Below are 17984 nucleotides of genomic sequence, written 5' to 3'. Positions count from 1 at the left end.
GCACCTACCTCCCCATATCATCCCGCAATAAATTGTAAAAACTATCTACAGATTGGATTTCTTTAGAGTTAGCCATATTATTTTTGTAAAATTCCTTGTTTTCCAACAAATTTTCAACTTCGGCTAGTAGATTTTCCAAGGTCAATTGACTTTCATCAATTTGTTTGGAATACCCTTTTTTCTCCGCATAGAGAGCGTTTTCTATCTGATCCCCTCGACTAGCTTGACGTCCCAGGGGTACAATCAAGTGAAGTTGTTGCATGGCAATCAACTCAAACAGGGTATTGGAACCACCACGGGTAATAACGACATCCGCCAAATCCATCAAGGGCTGGTATAGTTCTGTTACATAGTCAACTCTATATAGGTTTCTATCTAATCGGTTAAGGCTACTATCCCCTGTCAAGTTGATAATATTGAACCGTTCTGTCAAGGCTACCATATGTTGACTAATCAAATCATTAAATACCTTAGCTCCTCCTGAACCACCTACAAATAAGAGAGTAGGTAAGGACTTGTCAAAATGACTAAGGATTTCTGGCAACTGGATTGGTGTAACTTTATCATTGGCTTGCCCCACTTTTGTAACCGCGCCAACATGTTTGACCTTGGTCAAACTAGCAGGTTGTTCAAAAGTACTATACATGGTTGTTGCAAATTTGTAGGCAATTTTATTGGCCAAACCCATAGACAAATCAGACTCATGAATGAAAACCGGTACACCGAGTAGTTTGCCTGCAATGACCGGCGGAACTGATACAAAACCACCTTTTGAGAACAGGGCCTGGGGTCTAATTTTAGCAATAATAGCTAACGATTGTAGCACCCCAAAACCAACCTTAAATACATCCAGCATATTCTGGAAAGAAAAATAGCGTCGTAATTTTCCTGTAGCAATCGAATGGAAGCGTACATCTAAGTCTGATTTTACAATCTGCTCATGCTCAATTCCATTTCCATCACCTATATAGTGAACTTCCCAGCCATCTTCAATAAAACGGGGAATCAAGAGAAGGTTGAGGGTCACGTGACCCACAGTACCTCCACCTGTAAAAACAATTTTTTTCATTAGTTACATAACTCCTCGTAGGTCTGCAAGAAAACATCTCCACGCACTTCAAAGTTTGGATACATATCCCAACTTGCATTAGCAGGGCTTAAGAGCACAACATCCCCTTCTCCTGCCGCTTCGAAGGCCTTCCGAGTTGCGTCCGCAATATCCTCTGCAGCAAGAGTTGGTACTCCTGCCTTGTCTGCTGCTCGCTGAACACGCGGGGCTGATTGACCCAGAATAACCATTTTCTTCAAACCAAGCAAATCTGGAACCAATTCATCAAATTCGTTGCCTCTATCCAAACCACCAGCAATCAAGATTACCTTACTATTATCAAAACCTGACAAGGCTTTTTGGGTCGCCAAAATATTGGTCGATTTACTATCGTTATAGAAGGTTACTCCCTTGATTTTACCAACCAATTGCAAGCGGTGTTTCACTCCACCAAAGGCAGACAAGCTTTCTTGAATAGCTTGGTTAGCAACTCCCCACAACTTAGCAACAGCAATCGTTGCCAAGGCATTCTCAATATTATGAGTTCCTGGAACACCAATCTGGTCTGCATCCATGATGAACTCACCCTTGAAATAGAGTTTGCCATCTTGCAAATAGGCACCATCCACCACTTCTTTGGTTGAAAACGGAAGAACTTTAGCCTTGGTTTTTTGAGCCAAATCCTTGGCTTCTTCTTGATTGAAGTTCAGAACAATCGTATCTTCTTCGTTCATCTGGCGTTGAAGCATCCATTTGGCTGCTACATACTCTTCATAGGTTCCATGATAGTCAATATGGTTGGCACTCAAATTAGTAATAACTGCCACATTTGGATGGAAAGCCTCTGTTCCCATCAATTGGAAAGAGGACAACTCCATTACCAAGGTATCATCCTTGGTCGCTGTTTGCGCGACAGAACAGGCTGGATAGCCAATATTTCCACATAATTTTGCAGACTTATTTCCTGCATTTAGGGCTTCCGCAATCATGGTTGTGGTTGTTGTCTTACCATTTGACCCTGTAATTCCGATAATCGGAGCATCTGAAATCAGGTAGGCCAATTCAACTTCTGTCCAGACCGGTATGCCTTTTTCAAGGGCTTTTTCAACCATCGGATTATCATAGCGGATACCTGGGTTCTTAACCATAAGAGCAAAATCCTCATCCAACAACTCCAGCGGATGGCCACCACAAACCACACGAATTCCTTCCTCAAGAAGTCCTTGAGCTGTCGGATTTTCTTCAAATGGCTTACCGTCATTTACTGTTACAATAGCCCCTAAGGTATCCAATAGGCGAGCTGCCGATTCGCCCGACTTAGCCAAACCGAGCACCAAAACTTTTTTATTTTTAAACGTATCAATCATTTTCATAGTATATTTCCTTCTTAAACCTCTAGAATGGTTCAGACGCTTCCTATCCTGTTTAGAAATCCCAAACATTCTAACACTTTATTTTACCCTTTACATGAAGCTTTTTCAAGCTAAAGGGAGTGGAAAAAGCTGGAATAGGGGGAAAATTCATCTTATTTGTCAATTCCTTATAAAAGTGATAGACTTAAAACGAAAATATTTTATTATAAGGAGTATTATATGACTACTATAATCGATAGTTTATTCTATCCTTTGCTTTCTGCTTTGCCAGGCGTCATCCGTATGCTTGTCCTGGTTATCATTGCCTTTGTGTTGGCTGGTTTATTACGCAAGCTAACTCTAGCTGGTTTGAACAAAATCCAGTTCTCACAAAAATTACAAGAATGGGGTGTTATTAAGCCTGAAGATAATGGCCAAGCCCTCATCAAAACACTTGGTCAACTTGTTTACTTCCTTGTGATTCTCTTCTTCCTTCCATCTATCTTGTCTGGTTTGAATATCAGCAGCACGGTAGATCCAATCTCTAGCATGTTTGAGAAATTCTTTGCCTTTATTCCAAACATGATTGCAGCTGGTTTGATTATCTTTGTTGGAACTTTCTTCTGCAAATTTATCAAAGGTCTGTTGACTGGTGTCCTAGAACGTTTAGACATTGATGCATGGTATACTAAAGTTACTGGTCAGGAAAAATTGCCATTTGACAGCAAACAAATCATTTCTGTCCTATCAACTGTTGTCTATGTATTGATCTTCATTCCGATCTTAACCTTGGCTTTGGAAACACTTGGTATCACAAGTATTTCTCAACCAATCGTTACCATTCTTAATCAAGTGATCGGTATCCTACCAAATGTTTTGGTTGCCCTTATCTTGATTGCAGTTGGTAGCTTTGTAGCTAAATTGATTGGCAACCTTCTTGAAAATCTTCTTGAAACTGCCGGCATCAACAACTACTCTAAATACCTATTCGCTAAAGAAGAAGCTAACTTTGAATTGTCAGCTATCATTACTCAAGTCGTTCGTGCTATCATCATCGTTTTCTTCTTTGTCCAAGCTATCCAAGTATTGAACCTTGAAGTATTTAATTCTGTTGGTTCTGCCCTACTTGCTTATCTGCCATCACTTATCAGCGCTCTTGCTATTGTTATCTTGGCAATCATCGCAAGCAATCTAGTAGCTAACTTCCTACAAAAAGTTACGGATAGCCCTCTTGTTATCACCATTGTACGCTACTTGATTATCGTATTTGCAGTCTTCATGGCTCTCGATCAATTGAAGTTTGCACAACATATCGTTCAATCAACCTTCACAATTATTCTTGGTGCACTAGCAGTAGCCTTCGCCCTTGCCTTCGGTTTAGGTGGTCGTGACTTTGCTGCAAGACAACTTGAAAAATTAGAAAAGAAAATTGATAAAGAATAACCATTACAAATAGCCTGAACACTCGTTTGGGCTATTTTTATACCTTAAAATCCTGAGAAAAAAGGCCGAACCAACTGTCCAGCCTTTTATTCTATTATTAACTTATTTTCCTTTAGGAGAACTATCTAGATAGTGAATATCCCTCATAGCCCAGCCCCCAATGAAAATCATGATCAAACCAAGCCAGAAATTTGTAGAAAACTGCATGATTTTTAGAAATCCAAGAATGAGCGCGATAACCAGTACGACTAGCAAAAACACTGCTAAAATCAAATTGATAGTCCCCTTGACATTTTTAGGGGCTACAAAAATATAAAAGAGTACCAATAAAATCGCTAGGATGAGGTAAAACATAGCTCTTCTCCTCGGAATTATTCTTCAGTTGCTAATTTTTTCTTCTTAGCCGCCTTGTCGCGCTCTGCCTTATTCAAGATTTGCTTACGAAGACGGATTGACTCAGGCGTTACTTCCATGTATTCATCATCGTTCAAGAATTCTAGTGATTCTTCAAGGGTCAAGATACGTGGTGTCTTAATTACAGACGTTTGGTCTTTGGTAGCTGAACGAACGTTGGTCATTTGTTTAGCAGTCGTGATGTTCACTGTCAAGTCATTTTCACGTGAGTTTTCACCGATAATCATTCCTTCGTAAACCTCAGTACCTGGGTTGACAAAGATTGTACCACGCTCTTCGATACGCATGATTGAGTAAGTAGTTGCCTTACCTTGATCGATAGAAACAAGGGCACCACGGTGGCGACCACCAATCTCACCTTGAACAACTGGCAAATACTGGTCGAAGGTATGGTTCATGATACCGTAACCACGAGTCATAGAAAGGAACTCTGTTGAGTAACCAATCAAACCACGCGCAGGTACAAGGAAGACAAGACGAGTTTGACCATTACCAGTTGAAATCATGTCCAACATGTCACCCTTACGCTCTGAAAGAGATTGGATAACAGAACCTTGGTATTCTTCTGGTGTGTCGATTTGCACGCGCTCAAATGGCTCCATTTTCACGCCATCGATTTCCTTGATGATAACTTCTGGACGTGATACCTGTAGCTCATAGCCTTCACGACGCATGGTTTCAATCAAGATAGACAAGTGCAATTCACCACGACCAGAAACAGTCCATTTGTCTGGCGAGTCTGTAGCTTCTACGCGGAGAGAAACGTCTGTCTGCAATTCTGCCAAAAGACGCTCTTCGATCTTACGTGATGTTACCCATTTCCCTTCACGACCTGCAAATGGTGAGTTGTTGACCAAGAAAGTCATTTGAAGAGTTGGCTCATCAATACGAAGAACTGGAAGTGGCTCAACCGTATCAGTTGGTGTTACAGTTTCACCAACGAAGATGTCTTCCATGCCTGAAACGGCAATCAAGTCACCAGCTTTTGCTTCTTGGATTTCTTTACGCTCAAGACCGAAGAAACCAAAGAGTTTTGTAACGCGGAAGTTTTTCGTTGTACCGTCTAGTTTTGAAAGGGTAACCTGGTCGCCAACTTTAACAGTACCACGGAAGACACGACCGATACCGATACGACCTACGAAGTCGTTGTAGTCCAAAAGCGATACTTGGAACTGCAAAGGCTCATCTGAGTTATCGACTGGCGCTGGAATATGCTCGATAATGGTATCAAAAATTGGTGCCATTGTTTCTTCTTGGTCCGCTGGATTGTCAGACAAGGAAGAAGTTCCGTTGATAGCTGATGCATAAACTACTGGGAATTCCAACTGGTCATCATCTGCACCGAGTTCGATGAAGAGTTCAAGGACTTCATCCACAACTTCTTCTGGACGAGCAGATGGCTTGTCGATTTTGTTGACAACAACGATTGGTGTCAAGTTTTGCTCAAGAGCCTTTTTCAATACGAAACGGGTCTGTGGCATAGTTCCTTCGTAGGCATCTACGACAAGAACCACACCGTCAACCATTTTCATAATCCGCTCAACCTCACCACCGAAGTCCGCGTGTCCTGGTGTATCCATGATGTTGATACGAGTACCGTTATAAGCTACAGCAGTGTTTTTAGCAAGGATAGTGATACCACGCTCTTTTTCGATATCGTTTGAGTCCATGGCACGCTCATCCAATTGCGTACGCTCATCAAGGGTTTGAGATTGTTTCAATAATTCATCAACGAGGGTTGTTTTTCCGTGGTCAACGTGGGCAATAATGGCAACGTTACGGATGTCTTCTCTAAGTTTTGTCATAATATCCTCTGTATCTTTTAATTTAACTAAAAAAGTATATCATAGATTGGCGAAAAAATCACAGATAATCACATTGTAAATGTTTTCAGACAGGACTTTGGAAGAAAAGGAAAAGAGATTGAAAACCAACCTCTCCTCTTTCTTACAAGATATTTTCAAAGTTATCACGCACTTCCTGTGGCCATACGCTAGATTGAACTTCACCGATATGTTTCTTACGAAGCAAGAACATGGCCAAACGAGATTGACCAATCCCACCACCAATAGACAGTGGAAGCAAGCCGCTCAAGAGCGCCTTGTGCCAGTCAAACTCTAGGCGGGCCTGATCACCAGTAATGGCTACCTGACGACGAAGGGCTGCCTCATCAACTCGAATACCCATTGATGACAATTCAAAAGCTGAACCCAGAACTTCGTTCCAGACCAAGATATCCCCATTGAGTCCCTTGTAATCCCCTTCTGATGGACTAGTCCAGTCATCGTAGTCAGATGCACGGCCATCATGTGGCTTACCATCTGCCAGTTCTCCACCAATACCGATTAGGAAGACCGCTCCGTATTCTTTAGCGACAACATTTTCACGTTCTTTTGGCGTCAAGTCTGGGAAGTTTTTCACTAGGTCTTCTGTATGAATAAAGGTGATTTTCTTTGGAAGAACAGACTCAATGTCATAGCGAGCCTCCACAGCCAATTCTGTCAGGCGGATGGCCTTATAAATCTGCTCAACCGTTTCCTTCAAATAAGCTAGGTTACGACGACCTGCTGGAATAACTTTCTCCCAGTCCCACTGATCCACATAAACCGAATGAATTTCATCTAAGGAGTCCTCATCAGGACGCAGGGCCTTCATATGAACAAAGAGCCCTTCTCCCTCATTAAAACCGAATCGAGCCAGGGTATGACGCTTCCACTTAGCAAGAGAGTGTACGACTTCGTAAGTTGCATCAGGAATCAATTTGACATTAACTGACACGGCATTCTCCACTCCTGACAAATTATCTTGAATACCGTCCCCGACACGACTTAAAATCGGTCCTTGCACTTCGACGATTTCTAACTTGTCTTTCAAATACTGTGTGAATGTATTTTTGACGAAAGAAATCTCCTCTTGCTGATGAATGAAGCTTTTCTTCATACCTTACCTCCTCGTAAAATTGATACACCTATTATACTCTTTTTTTTCAACTTGTAAAGCCTTTTTATTAAATATTCTGATAATTTAATGAACTATTAGAAATCCTGATAAGAAAATTGTTTCTGCAATTCTCTTATCAACTCTTCTGTCAACCGTCTAGGTCCACGGACAGCTTTCACTCCTAGGTCCATCATGCGTGATTTCGGCAACACATCATCAGTTAGTTGAGCAAGCAACTCTACCTGCATGAGTTTCTTTTCTGTCGGAATATCTGATTCCCCGTGATTTTCTAAATTCGCTCCTAAGACACGACAAACATAGCGAATGACCTGTACAGGCGCCGTCACATAGATGGCTACAATATCTCCAGCTTGAATGGTTGATTTTTGTGGCCAATAGACTACCTTATTTTCCGCAAACTCTGTATCAATATCATAGACCTTTGGATTGGCTGGAATAACCCAGTAATCAGGCCCTTTCGCCGCCTTGTAGGATTTTGGCCCCACCAGATAGCGACTTTTCTCAAGGAGGGCAAACACCGTCTGGTCCTCCACAGTCTCATCCAGCAAGACCGACACCCAAGACTTCTTAGACATGTGATAAGCTGGGAAAATGCCCGACTGACTTAGCAGCTTTGCTATTTCTCGACTATCGACCTTGAGATTGACAATCTCCACCTCTTCTTGAGAACCGCTCCCATCCAGCTTGTCCCTCGGAATCTGACTGACCAGGGCGTACCACTTGTTATTGTTGGGATGGCGAAAAGCCCCATAGGTCGGCAACTTGGCAAAAGGATAGTCAGGAAGGTCGCCCCACTTCTCCTTGATGAGCTGGGCTATGCGGTTGCTTTGGTCTTTGGAAAATGGCAGAGCGACACAGCAGGCTCTCTCTACCCGAGCCAAAATGGTCTGGTAAGCCTCACGCACCTGCCCCACAAAAGCCCCAGCCGGCGCAGTCACCATATGGGCAGTATAGACCTCCTCCATCTCACAATCCCAAACATAGGACGACAGCTGACCAGCCTCATCAACTTCAATCACCGCCTCAAACTGCCCCTCCATGAAGACCTCACGGTAGGTGTAACGATTGTTGGAGAGGATAAAACCGAAAGGGATGAGAGAGGGGAGGTGGATTTTGTAAGAATTAGTTTTGTTCATAGATACCTTTCACTAAATTATTAATCCCACTCACCTAATAAAACTTCTTTCAAAAATTTTTTAGGAATCCAAAATGAGTGTTTCGTTATTCTTCTTCCGTCTGGTAGTTTGTCAGTATCTGATAATTTACCCTTACCTACAAATTCATTTGGTCGGATTTCGTAGTAGGTATTTTGAGCATGAATTTTTGTAAATAAAATTGTATTTACTTTACTTTGAGGAAAGTTTGTCGAGACTTTATTACCATTTAGCTTCAGTTCAACTCCATCTCGAATAATGTTTCGGGTTTCATTCCAAACTCGTTGAATCTCAGGAATTAGCCTATCCGGAAATCCCCAAAACTTTATACCATCTAACACAAATAACTTATCTGATACTTCTCTAAAGATAACAAATAGAAATCGTTTATTGCAAATCTCCAAATAAGGATGAGATTCCTCCCACATATCATTCCTTGCCAATTCTTCAAATTGATAAGTTTTAAAAGGAGAATCTTCTTTGGGCAAGCCATTTTTATCTACCCGAATGACTCGTAAATTCATATTGGCTTTTTGAAATTCTTGTGTCTTATCAAGGTCACCAGTTAGTCCCAAAATATTTTTAATTAAGGTACTATTTTTTCCTTTTGCTTTAGGATTCACCTCAAATCGGCTATATAATTCTTCCTCAGAAAATCCTTTATAGGCTAAAATTTTGTCTGCAATAACCTGTGTAAATGATTTTTTCTCGCCTCTGGCAGTTGCTAATATACTTTCTTGATCAACTTGATTGAATATCTTATGATTGATTAAATAAGTCATATAACTTGACTTTAATTCCCAAGCCCTTTGTTTTGCTAGAATGTCACTAAACGGCTGAATACGAAAATCTTTTCCTTTTCCCGCACCTTTTGTACAGGTAGACAAGTAGTTTCCATCGGATTCAGAAAGTTCATGGGCTTTACCTTGCTTAATCTTTTCTACAATGCGATTATAATCCTCAAGGATAACCTCCATATCCTCTTCAAACCATTCATACAAGAAGACTTTTTCAATGATATAATCTGACATGGTCTGCCCCGGAATGAGACCATTGTAAAACAGTAAAAGTATTTTAGAACATTTTTGCCATAGATGAGTGGAGTAAAAGTCATCTAGATTTTCCTCCATATAGTTTAATATTGTTAAAACTAATCGCTCTTTTGCACTAATTGTTCCATTCTTGTTCACTTTAAAAGGCGTTACTTTTAATTCCACTCCAACCTTATCAAAGTCAGCGGCAGAATCACTATTGGGCTGATAACCATAGAAATACTTTTCTATGTAATTGCCATATTGCCCCTTAGATTTCATGCTGATTTCTTTATCAACAACTTCTGAAGGCGTACCCTCTTTAAAATCTTGATAAGTTTTATAAGGTGAAACTTGGTATTCCGCAATAATCTCTCCAAGTGATCTATCTAATAAATATTGAGAATAATCAAGAATACTTTGAATATCTGTCTCATCATAATTGAATAACTGCTTTTCCATATTAATTTCCTTGCTAAATTCTTATAGCTCTATTATATCAAATAAAAATCCTTGATCGAAATTGTTTTTTACGCTATAATAGATAGTATTAAATGAACTTGAGGAGAAAAAATGAATATTCTCGAACTCTTTGCCGGTGTAGGCGGTTTTCGCATCGGTCTTGAAAATGCTGACAAAGATTACTTCCAAACAAAATGGGCAAATCAATGGGAGCCTTCTCGAAAATCACAGGATGCTTTTGAAGTTTACGATTTGCATTTTCCAGATAGTGAAAACATAAATATTAGTATCTCGGAAATTTCTGACGAAAAGTTTGCTGAGATGGATCCAGACATGATTGTTGGTGGTTTTCCATGCCAAGACTATTCTGTCGCTCGCAGTAAAAAGAACGAACAAGGAATTGAAGGAAAAAAAGGAGTTCTCTTTTGGGAAATTATCCGTGCTACTCGTATCACTAAACCTAAATATCTTATTTTAGAAAACGTTGACCGTCTTCTAAAAGCACCTTCTAAACAAAGAGGACGTGACTTTGCAATCATGTTGACAGCCTTTAACAATCTCGGCTACTCAGTTGAGTGGAGGGTTATCAATGCTGCTGAATACGGACGTAGTCAACGTCGCCGTCGTGTCTTCTTCTTTGTTTATCGAAATGACACGACTTTTGCAAAAAGACTTGACAAACAATTTGAAAATACTGAATCTGTATTTAACGAAAATCGCTACGATGACTACCTGTTCCATTCAGGATTATTTGCCACTCAGTTCCCAATTAAATCAACACCAATAAAAAATCGCCAAGTCTACTACGAATTGGCGAATGATATTGTTGAAGTATCAGACAATTTCACAGGTACAGTTTGGAATACAGGGGTAATGAGACACGGCAAATACTATTCCGTCGATACTCAGTGTGACTATAAAGGTCAACCAATCACTCTTGGAGAAATCTTACAAGATGAAAAAGATGTACCTGAAAAATACTTTTTGACAGACCCCGCTAAACTAGAAAAATTCCAATATCTACGAGGTCCTAAAAAAATTGAGCGAACTTCGGCAGACGGTCATACCTATACTTATTCCGAAGGTGGAATGTCACCAACCGATGACCTAAATCTACCTGGACGAACTATGTTGACTTCCGAGGGGACAGTTAATCGCTCCACTCACTTTATCAAAGTGAACAATCGACATCGTCTGATTACTCCTGTAGAAGCTGAGAGATTACAAGACTTCCCAGATGATTGGACAAAGCAGAAAAAATTAGCAGATGGCTCCATTGTAGAAGTATCTGATAAAATGCGTATGTTCTTTATGGGAAATGCCCTCGTAACTGAAATTGTACGAAAAATTGGGGAATATATAAAAACACTCGACTAAAATTAGTTGAGTGTTTTTGTAATCAAATTTCTTCCCTCATCATTTCAAGAATTTCATTTCGCTCATCAATAGTAAATTCTGGACTAATGCATTCAGATTCAATTGCACTAACCATTACTTCCTTTTTATCATTCAACCTATTGTATATCTTTTTATCAATTGTAGAACGCATCCCCTCTTGTCCATCCAACATCAAATAGAAATAGTTGGTTTCTTGGTTTTTTGGTAGACCAAGCCTGTGTATGCGGTCTCTCGACTGGAGCATATGTGTTAGATTAAAAGAGTATTCAAAATAGATAGCATCATGAGCTACCATATGTAAAGAGACTGACTCAGCAAGCGTATGAGGATTTGTTATTAACACATCATATTCCTGATGTTGATAGTCTAAAATTATCTTTTCCCTTTCTTCTGCATTAATGGCTCCATAAATTGTCGCAACTCTCATACCTAGTTTTATTAAAGCATCCCGCAATCTCTCAATAGAATCTATAAAAATACACCAGATAATGTGTTTTCTATTTTGTAAATACAATTGTTTCGAAAGCTTAATACACTCATTAAATTTCGTGCTGGCGCCGATGGAATCCAACAATAAAAGCTCTTCTTTAGAGTAACGAGGGGTATCGTCGATGATTTCTAATCCAATATCACTTATGTCATCATACTCCCCGTACATCTCACTTGTAATACTTTTTTTTAATAATTCTGGATTTGAAGATAGCTGAATCAATCGAATATACAATTTAAATGGATTATGACTGAATTTTCTCCATAATAAATTGATAACATCTTGTTCTGCATCAGTTGCATTCACTCTAAGTAATTGATCCTCATTTTCAACTGGAACATTTAACTGTTTTTTGGTAACTCTCCAAAAGAAAGGAGCCAACTTATGATTTAGTTCCTCAATTTCAGTCTTCTCAAGATAATTCAACTGTTGTTTTGTGTATCCAAAAAAAGAATTATATTCATTAGAGTACAGTATTTGAAGAAAATTCCAAATATCTTGATAACTATTTGGAATAGGCGTACCTGTCAGAACAATGCGATAAATTACGTTTTGACAAAGTGCAATCGCAATCTGTGATCGAATCGAATCAATCCTCTTTATCTTGTGAACTTCATCAAACACAAGCAATGTTTTTTCATCAATGATTTCGCTCAACTCTTTCTCATAGGTTGGAAGCGACTCATAGTTTATCAAAAACAAATTAAACTTGCCCGTATTTTTATAAAACATTGCCGAAGAAAAATCTGGTGAATGGATATCAAATACAGTTAAAGTCCGTTTTTGATCAAATACTTTTTTAAACTCTTCTTTCCAGGATAAGAAAGAATTTTTAGGTCCAATAACTACTAATTTATTAATTTTATTAATCTGAGAACTTGATAAATAGGCATATGCCCCATAAACCATAGATGTTTTTCCTGCTCCAGGAACTGAAAAGTTCGCAGAACGCTTCATAAATGTATGAAAAAAACTTACCCACAATTGTAAATCAAAAAGAGGGCGACTAATTTCAGCCTGTACAATTTTTGCAAACTGATTAAATTCTTCTTCAAAAGCTCTATCTTTTTTCTTTATTAATAACCCTCTGTTAGCTATCTCTGAAATTTCAAATTTATGCAAACTAATGAATGTTTCAACTGAATTAGATACTACAATTTCTGTTTTTGTTCTTTGTCCATACCTATTGAAGCAAGCAATAATTTCTTCCACTTCATTAGAATTAAGATTCGATCTAAAATCAGTGATTTCAGTGTTTAAGAGTCCCTTTTTGATTAACTTTTTTAACGATCTCTGTCTTGAATCGATTTTTTTATCCAGAAGATTATTTTGAATTTTTAGTCCATCATCATAATATATTACTATTGCATTTTTTCTTAACATCGCTTTATCCACTAAAAAACTACCATTACTATATGAGATTAACTGAGATTTTACAATCTCATCGATGGATTTTACAAATATCATCCCATCACTTGAGTCATTATTCCACAATAGCTCAAATTCTTCTAATTTCATTTGCAAAATTGTTGAATTATTTTTCCAACTTTCTAAAACAGTAATTTCTTCATAGTTTTTAATGAAAGCTGCCTCAGTTTCATTCAAAGAACCAGAAAAATAAACAATATTCCCAATCTGATCTTTAAAAATTCCGTATTTTGCATGAAACAACCCAGATGTCGTAAACCCTATTTTTATATCTACTAATCCGATTTCAATTAAAAAACCTAAATTTGCCAAATTTTTCTGTTGATTTAAATTCAGAGTTTTCAAGTCTATTTTGGCAATTAATTCTTGCTCAAGTCTCTTTCTATTTACATATCCAGAAACAATATCATTATAATCAGTTTCCGATAATTCATGTGATACAATTAACCGAAACTTGCCCTTATTTTTGTATAATGACTCTAAGCCCGCTGCGAAGTATGATAAGGACGCTCCGCTAAAATACCCACTAACTCTATTATATTCTACTGCCTCACTTAAAGCTATGTTATAAAATGATTTTGGTATATCATCATTTTTTGTTGAATATATTTGTTTAAATGAAATACTCGATAACATTAATAATCACTCAATTCTTGAACTAATAATTTGACATTTTCTAAAACTCTTCTAAAGTCATTTATAGAAGATTCGTCTAATCTAGATAATGCATCTCTATCAATTTCGTTAATAACTGTATAACCTCTATTGAGAATATCTAATGGTTTATTCTTCGCATTTTGAAGTTTCTTTTTTTCTACGAATGACTCTGTAAGTTTTGATACTTTTTCTGATATTTCTTTATCTAATTCAATTTTTTCATCGGATCCACTTTCAGCATAAAAATAATCAGTTGTATCATCTAAAATTTGAGCCTCTTCCACTTCTTCCAATAGCTTTTCACAAAGTTTCCTATCTTCAAAAACCATTTTCAATTCTCGAATTCGACGTGTTACATCACCATCTAGAGTCAATATATTTGTAAATAGGTATTCTTTAATATCATCTTTATCATAATCATCAATTTTTTTACTAGTTAGTATTTTATAGATTTCACGCAAGGGGCCGTCTACCTTTTGATCTCTAGCTAAATAAAATCGTTTTGGTTGATTAATAAATTCTAGATATTCAATTAATAACTTAGCAATCTCAATTTCTTTTCGAATCTCAGAAACAGAAAGTTGCGTTTCTCTATGATACTCTTCAACCGAAAAAGTACCACCATTTTCTATTAAATCTCTATAGATATCAACTAAGCGATCAATAGGATTATAATCAACCCGAGACTCTACAGCATGCTGAAGATTCAATTCTAAACGCTTAATATCTTTCTCGGTATATTTCTCCTTATCTAATATGATTGCTTCCAGGTAATTAAACTCTGCCCCGGCACCATCTCTTGACAGTTGCCTCATTGAAGTGAAGCGTCTATTCCCATCCAGTACAATTCCATTGGACAAAACAACTGCTGGTTCGGTTTGAGACATAATTTTGATATTAGCTTTCGTTCTTTTCAATGCCTCCGGATTGCTTTGTTCAATGTAGCCTTCGATAATATTGTTGAATTCTACGGTACTCTCTGGAAATATATTCCCATCATCTATATATTTTGAAACATAGGTAGCAATACGACCATTCTTTTTATTATATACCAAGTAGTCTATAGGTACTCGATAAACATCAAAGATTCTTCTCTCTCCTTGAATTGATAACTTCTTAGTAGAAATTGGGTCCCCCAATTGAAGCGAAAATAAATTCATTTTCCATATACCTCCTTTAAAAAATCTTCTTTATAAACATATACCTTGTTTAAATCCTCAGAATAATGAATACCTTGTTGGATCAGTCTTCTTCTTACATCATATTCCTCTAACTTTATACCATATCTATTATTAATATCCATTGTAAAATCCTCAACATTTACAAATTTTATATCTAATAATAAGTCGACTAAAAAATCATTCAAATTCTTTTTAATACCTGATTTGCAATAGATGTTTGGAAATCCTACACTTACTGCTTTAAATTTATCTGATGTACTAATTAATCTATCCAAAGAAATTTTACTAAAACCATCGTCAAATAAATCTGTTTGTAGCCCATCTGTTAATATTGATATTACCGAAAAATAAGCATTTTCATCAACGAAATTTTCAACTTTAGTTACAAATTCTCTTAATCGATTCGAATCAAATCCTCTATTTTCTAAATATTTAACATTTATAAATGAATCACTAGTAATTTTTAAAATTTTATATTCAGTTTCTAACATTCTTATTGTATTATAGTATTCGCTTGATTTGACAATTTCATTATCCTCTTGCTTAAAAATTTTATGTGATAGTATATAGGTAGATAAGGCTTCAATTGCACCTCTATAACTATTTTTAATGATTATTGAACCACGTTGAAAAAATCCTAAGGCAAATATTTTTTCAGGGCTCAAAGGAAAAATTCCATGTTCTTTTGCAATTTTCTCAAATACTGACAACGAATAAAATTCTTCCGTAAAGTACTGCTTTAATGATTCAGTAAACCCGATTATGTTAGATTCTGTTATAAATATCGTTGAAGTACTTAAATATCCACCAAATTCAACTGAAATGTAAGCTCCTAAAGACCCCTTGTGTAATCCAAATTTTTTATTCATAAAGTTTAAAAACTGATCCGTCTTCTGATTATTAAATAATTTTAAATAAGAAAAAACATATTCTTTTTTACTTAAGGCCCCCTTTACAAATTCTGGATTTCTATTCAATTGAATCCCAAGATTTTGTACATTGTATTTTTTAATAAAGTTATGCAATTCTGAACCATCTAGAATATCTATACTTTCAAAAAAGTCAATATGACGCTTGTAAACATAATCCATGTTATAAGCTCCATCATCTAAATAAGAAAATATACTATGTAGATAATTACTTATTTCATCATTAACTAAGAATTTATGATAGCGATACCCATTCCCCATTGAAAAAATAACATGGTTATAACGTTCTAACTGACTCTCTAACGATTTAATACTCTTAAATTGTAAGCTAGTTTTTTTATTTTCCTCAGAGAATAAATACATCAATTCATCACCTTTAAAATACTTTTGCAAGTCACAATATTTTTTAAGTACGTTAATTATGATGTTTTCTCTGGATTGTTTTTTGATTTCCCCATCAATAATCATATAATTCGATAATGATAGGATATATTCTTTAATTTCATCTGAATAATCTCCGTTTAATATTTCAGTACTTATTGATTTTTTCCCTTTTTTTAGACTAATATTCAGAAACTCATAAATTCTATCGTCTGCAGCAAAAACTTTTTTAAATACTTCTCTTGAAATATCAAATTCTGAAAATAATTGACCAAATTGGTTAACTTCAATGATTGGAGGCATACTTTTTTGAATTTTTTTTAATATCTGACGTATTCTTTCTCTAGTTAACCCAAATTGATTTCCTATCTGTTGTAAGGTATTACCATTCAAGCGTGATAACAAAATATCTTTATGTTTAAACTCTGATTCTAAGAAGGAATCCAAACTTACTGCTGATTCCAATAAAAATCCATTTTTTTGTATTGTTGATGTTTCAAAAACCTCTTCATTATCTATCAGCTTTACATCTTCACTAGAAGTACTCTCGGAAAGCATATTATCATATTTTAAAAGATTAGTTGGATTGACATCTGTTTTCCCCTTTTTATAAAGTAATCTTAATAGTTCATACACTCTTCCATCAGAGTTAATAATCGATGTAAACACCTCTTTTGAAATATTCAAATCCTGATAAACCGACTTATACTTTTCGATTTCTTTTATAACCGGCATTTTGTTTTGAACAGTTGATTTTATTCGATATCGAACAACTGCCTCTTTGGTATCAGTTATTTTTGCGATTGTAGAATACTTGTTTCCCTCTAATCTTAAAAGAAGAAGCTCTTTATTTTTAAAATCAGACTCAAGAAAATTTTTAATAGAGATTTCTTCATTATCTGTTTCTATTTCCTTCTGAGATTTTATAAAATTTTGCACATCGAATGAATAATTATCGTAATTAATTTTAAAATACTTATCAAATTTATCTAAAAAATTCAGACATTCTAAATTTAATACAAATTCTCCATCAACCTTAGTAACTAATCCTGATTCTACCAATTGCTTAACTATTTTTTTATTTTCTATGATTAGCTGGTCGTTCATTTCTATAGTCATTTTTGATATAAATTTACGAAATAAATTCCATCTGCTCATTTCATTTCTAACAGTTTCTTCGAAAGCTTGTTGTTGATATAATTCAAGATAGTCTTTTGCTTTTTGCATGGCTGCTGTACTCTTATTTTCATCTGAGCATTTATGGACCAAAAACTCAGTAAATTTTTCTATTGAATCCGTTTTACAATACAATTTACCCCCTTCAATGTTAGCCCCAACAGATTCAAGCAAGAAAATCTCATCAAAAATATTACTATTCATGATTTCAACAAAATTTTGATAAATCATTCTACAAATTTTATTGTACTTTCCTCTGGTCAAATTTTTATTAAATTTCTCATATTTCACAAAAAAATCCAATAATTCTATACCCAATTCTGAATATGACTGTGCCAAATATTTCGTTAGACCAAATTTTCTTAAAAAAAATAAAGTTAAAGTCATCTTTTCACCCTTAAAAATTTCATTATTCTGATTACATCCGTATATTATTTTCCATTAAATAAGAAAAACATAAAATAACTATTTCAATCATC

At 36.2% G+C, this 17984-nt stretch carries 12 protein-coding genes; 2 read left to right on the top strand and 10 right to left on the bottom strand.

Annotated elements, in window-relative coordinates:
* Positions 1–4: 4 nt before the first annotated feature.
* On the bottom strand, positions 5–1069 hold the full coding sequence (locus PW252_RS02710; RefSeq protein WP_248043793.1) for a UDP-N-acetylglucosamine--N-acetylmuramyl-(pentapeptide) pyrophosphoryl-undecaprenol N-acetylglucosamine transferase: 1065 nt from the start codon (positions 1067–1069) through the stop codon (positions 5–7).
* Entirely contained in the window at positions 1069–2421 is a 1353-nt protein-coding gene (gene murD, locus PW252_RS02705; protein WP_248050438.1) for a UDP-N-acetylmuramoyl-L-alanine--D-glutamate ligase, read from the bottom strand. Before murD ends, PW252_RS02710 begins: the two co-directional genes overlap by 1 nt.
* Before the next feature lie 219 nt (positions 2422–2640).
* Here murD and PW252_RS02700 point away from each other — a divergent pair, with 219 nt between their 5' ends.
* Positions 2641–3843 (top strand): mechanosensitive ion channel, encoded by a 1203-nt coding sequence (locus PW252_RS02700; protein WP_248050439.1) that lies wholly within the window; start codon positions 2641–2643, stop codon positions 3841–3843.
* A 102-nt stretch (positions 3844–3945) separates the two neighbouring features.
* Here the strand turns inward: PW252_RS02700 and PW252_RS02695 are convergent, their stop codons facing one another.
* The 5 genes from PW252_RS02695 to PW252_RS02675 all read right to left on the bottom strand — a co-directional run bounded on the left by PW252_RS02695 (position 3946) and on the right by PW252_RS02675 (position 9865).
* The gene (locus tag PW252_RS02695) at positions 3946–4197 is read right to left on the bottom strand and encodes a DUF3165 family protein (protein ID WP_248050441.1); all 252 of its coding nucleotides are present in this window, start codon (positions 4195–4197) and stop codon (positions 3946–3948) included.
* A gap of 17 nt (positions 4198–4214) precedes the next feature.
* Complete coding sequence (gene typA / locus PW252_RS02690; RefSeq protein ID WP_248043796.1) at positions 4215–6062, bottom strand: translational GTPase TypA; 1848 nt, start codon at positions 6060–6062, stop codon at positions 4215–4217.
* 142 nt (positions 6063–6204) lie between these two features.
* Positions 6205–7197, bottom strand: coding sequence for an aspartate--ammonia ligase (gene asnA / locus PW252_RS02685; RefSeq protein WP_105117488.1), 993 nt, complete (start codon positions 7195–7197; stop codon positions 6205–6207).
* A gap of 95 nt (positions 7198–7292) precedes the next feature.
* Positions 7293–8354, bottom strand: a complete 1062-nt coding sequence (locus PW252_RS02680) for an MmcQ/YjbR family DNA-binding protein (protein ID WP_248050442.1) — start codon at positions 8352–8354, stop codon at positions 7293–7295.
* Positions 8355–8374: 20 nt separating this feature from the next.
* Positions 8375–9865 (bottom strand): Sau3AI family type II restriction endonuclease, encoded by a 1491-nt coding sequence (locus PW252_RS02675; RefSeq protein WP_248050443.1) that lies wholly within the window; start codon positions 9863–9865, stop codon positions 8375–8377.
* A gap of 111 nt (positions 9866–9976) precedes the next feature.
* Here PW252_RS02675 and dcm point away from each other — a divergent pair, with 111 nt between their 5' ends.
* Positions 9977–11242, top strand: a complete 1266-nt coding sequence (gene dcm, locus PW252_RS02670; RefSeq protein ID WP_248050444.1) for a DNA (cytosine-5-)-methyltransferase — start codon at positions 9977–9979, stop codon at positions 11240–11242.
* A 22-nt stretch (positions 11243–11264) separates the two neighbouring features.
* Here dcm and PW252_RS02665 read toward each other — a convergent pair whose 3' ends face one another.
* From PW252_RS02665 to PW252_RS02655, 3 genes are read right to left on the bottom strand one after another with little or no spacing between them, the layout of a single operon-like run.
* The gene (locus PW252_RS02665) at positions 11265–13817 is read right to left on the bottom strand and encodes an SNF2-related protein (RefSeq protein WP_248050445.1); all 2553 of its coding nucleotides are present in this window, start codon (positions 13815–13817) and stop codon (positions 11265–11267) included.
* Positions 13817–14998 (bottom strand): ParB/RepB/Spo0J family partition protein, encoded by a 1182-nt coding sequence (locus PW252_RS02660; protein ID WP_248050446.1) that lies wholly within the window; start codon positions 14996–14998, stop codon positions 13817–13819. Before PW252_RS02660 ends, PW252_RS02665 begins: the two co-directional genes overlap by 1 nt.
* A complete protein-coding gene (locus tag PW252_RS02655) occupies positions 14995–17892 on the bottom strand; it encodes a sigma factor-like helix-turn-helix DNA-binding protein (RefSeq protein WP_248050447.1) in 2898 nt (965 codons plus the stop codon). Before PW252_RS02655 ends, PW252_RS02660 begins: the two co-directional genes overlap by 4 nt.
* Positions 17893–17984: the final 92 nt, after the last annotated feature.

Source organism: Streptococcus sp. 29887, assembly GCF_032595075.1.
GTDB classification, from domain to species: Bacteria; Bacillota; Bacilli; order Lactobacillales; family Streptococcaceae; genus Streptococcus; species Streptococcus iners.
The sequence above is the reverse complement of the archived record's forward strand: the minus strand, read 5'-3'. Positions and strand labels throughout refer to the sequence as shown.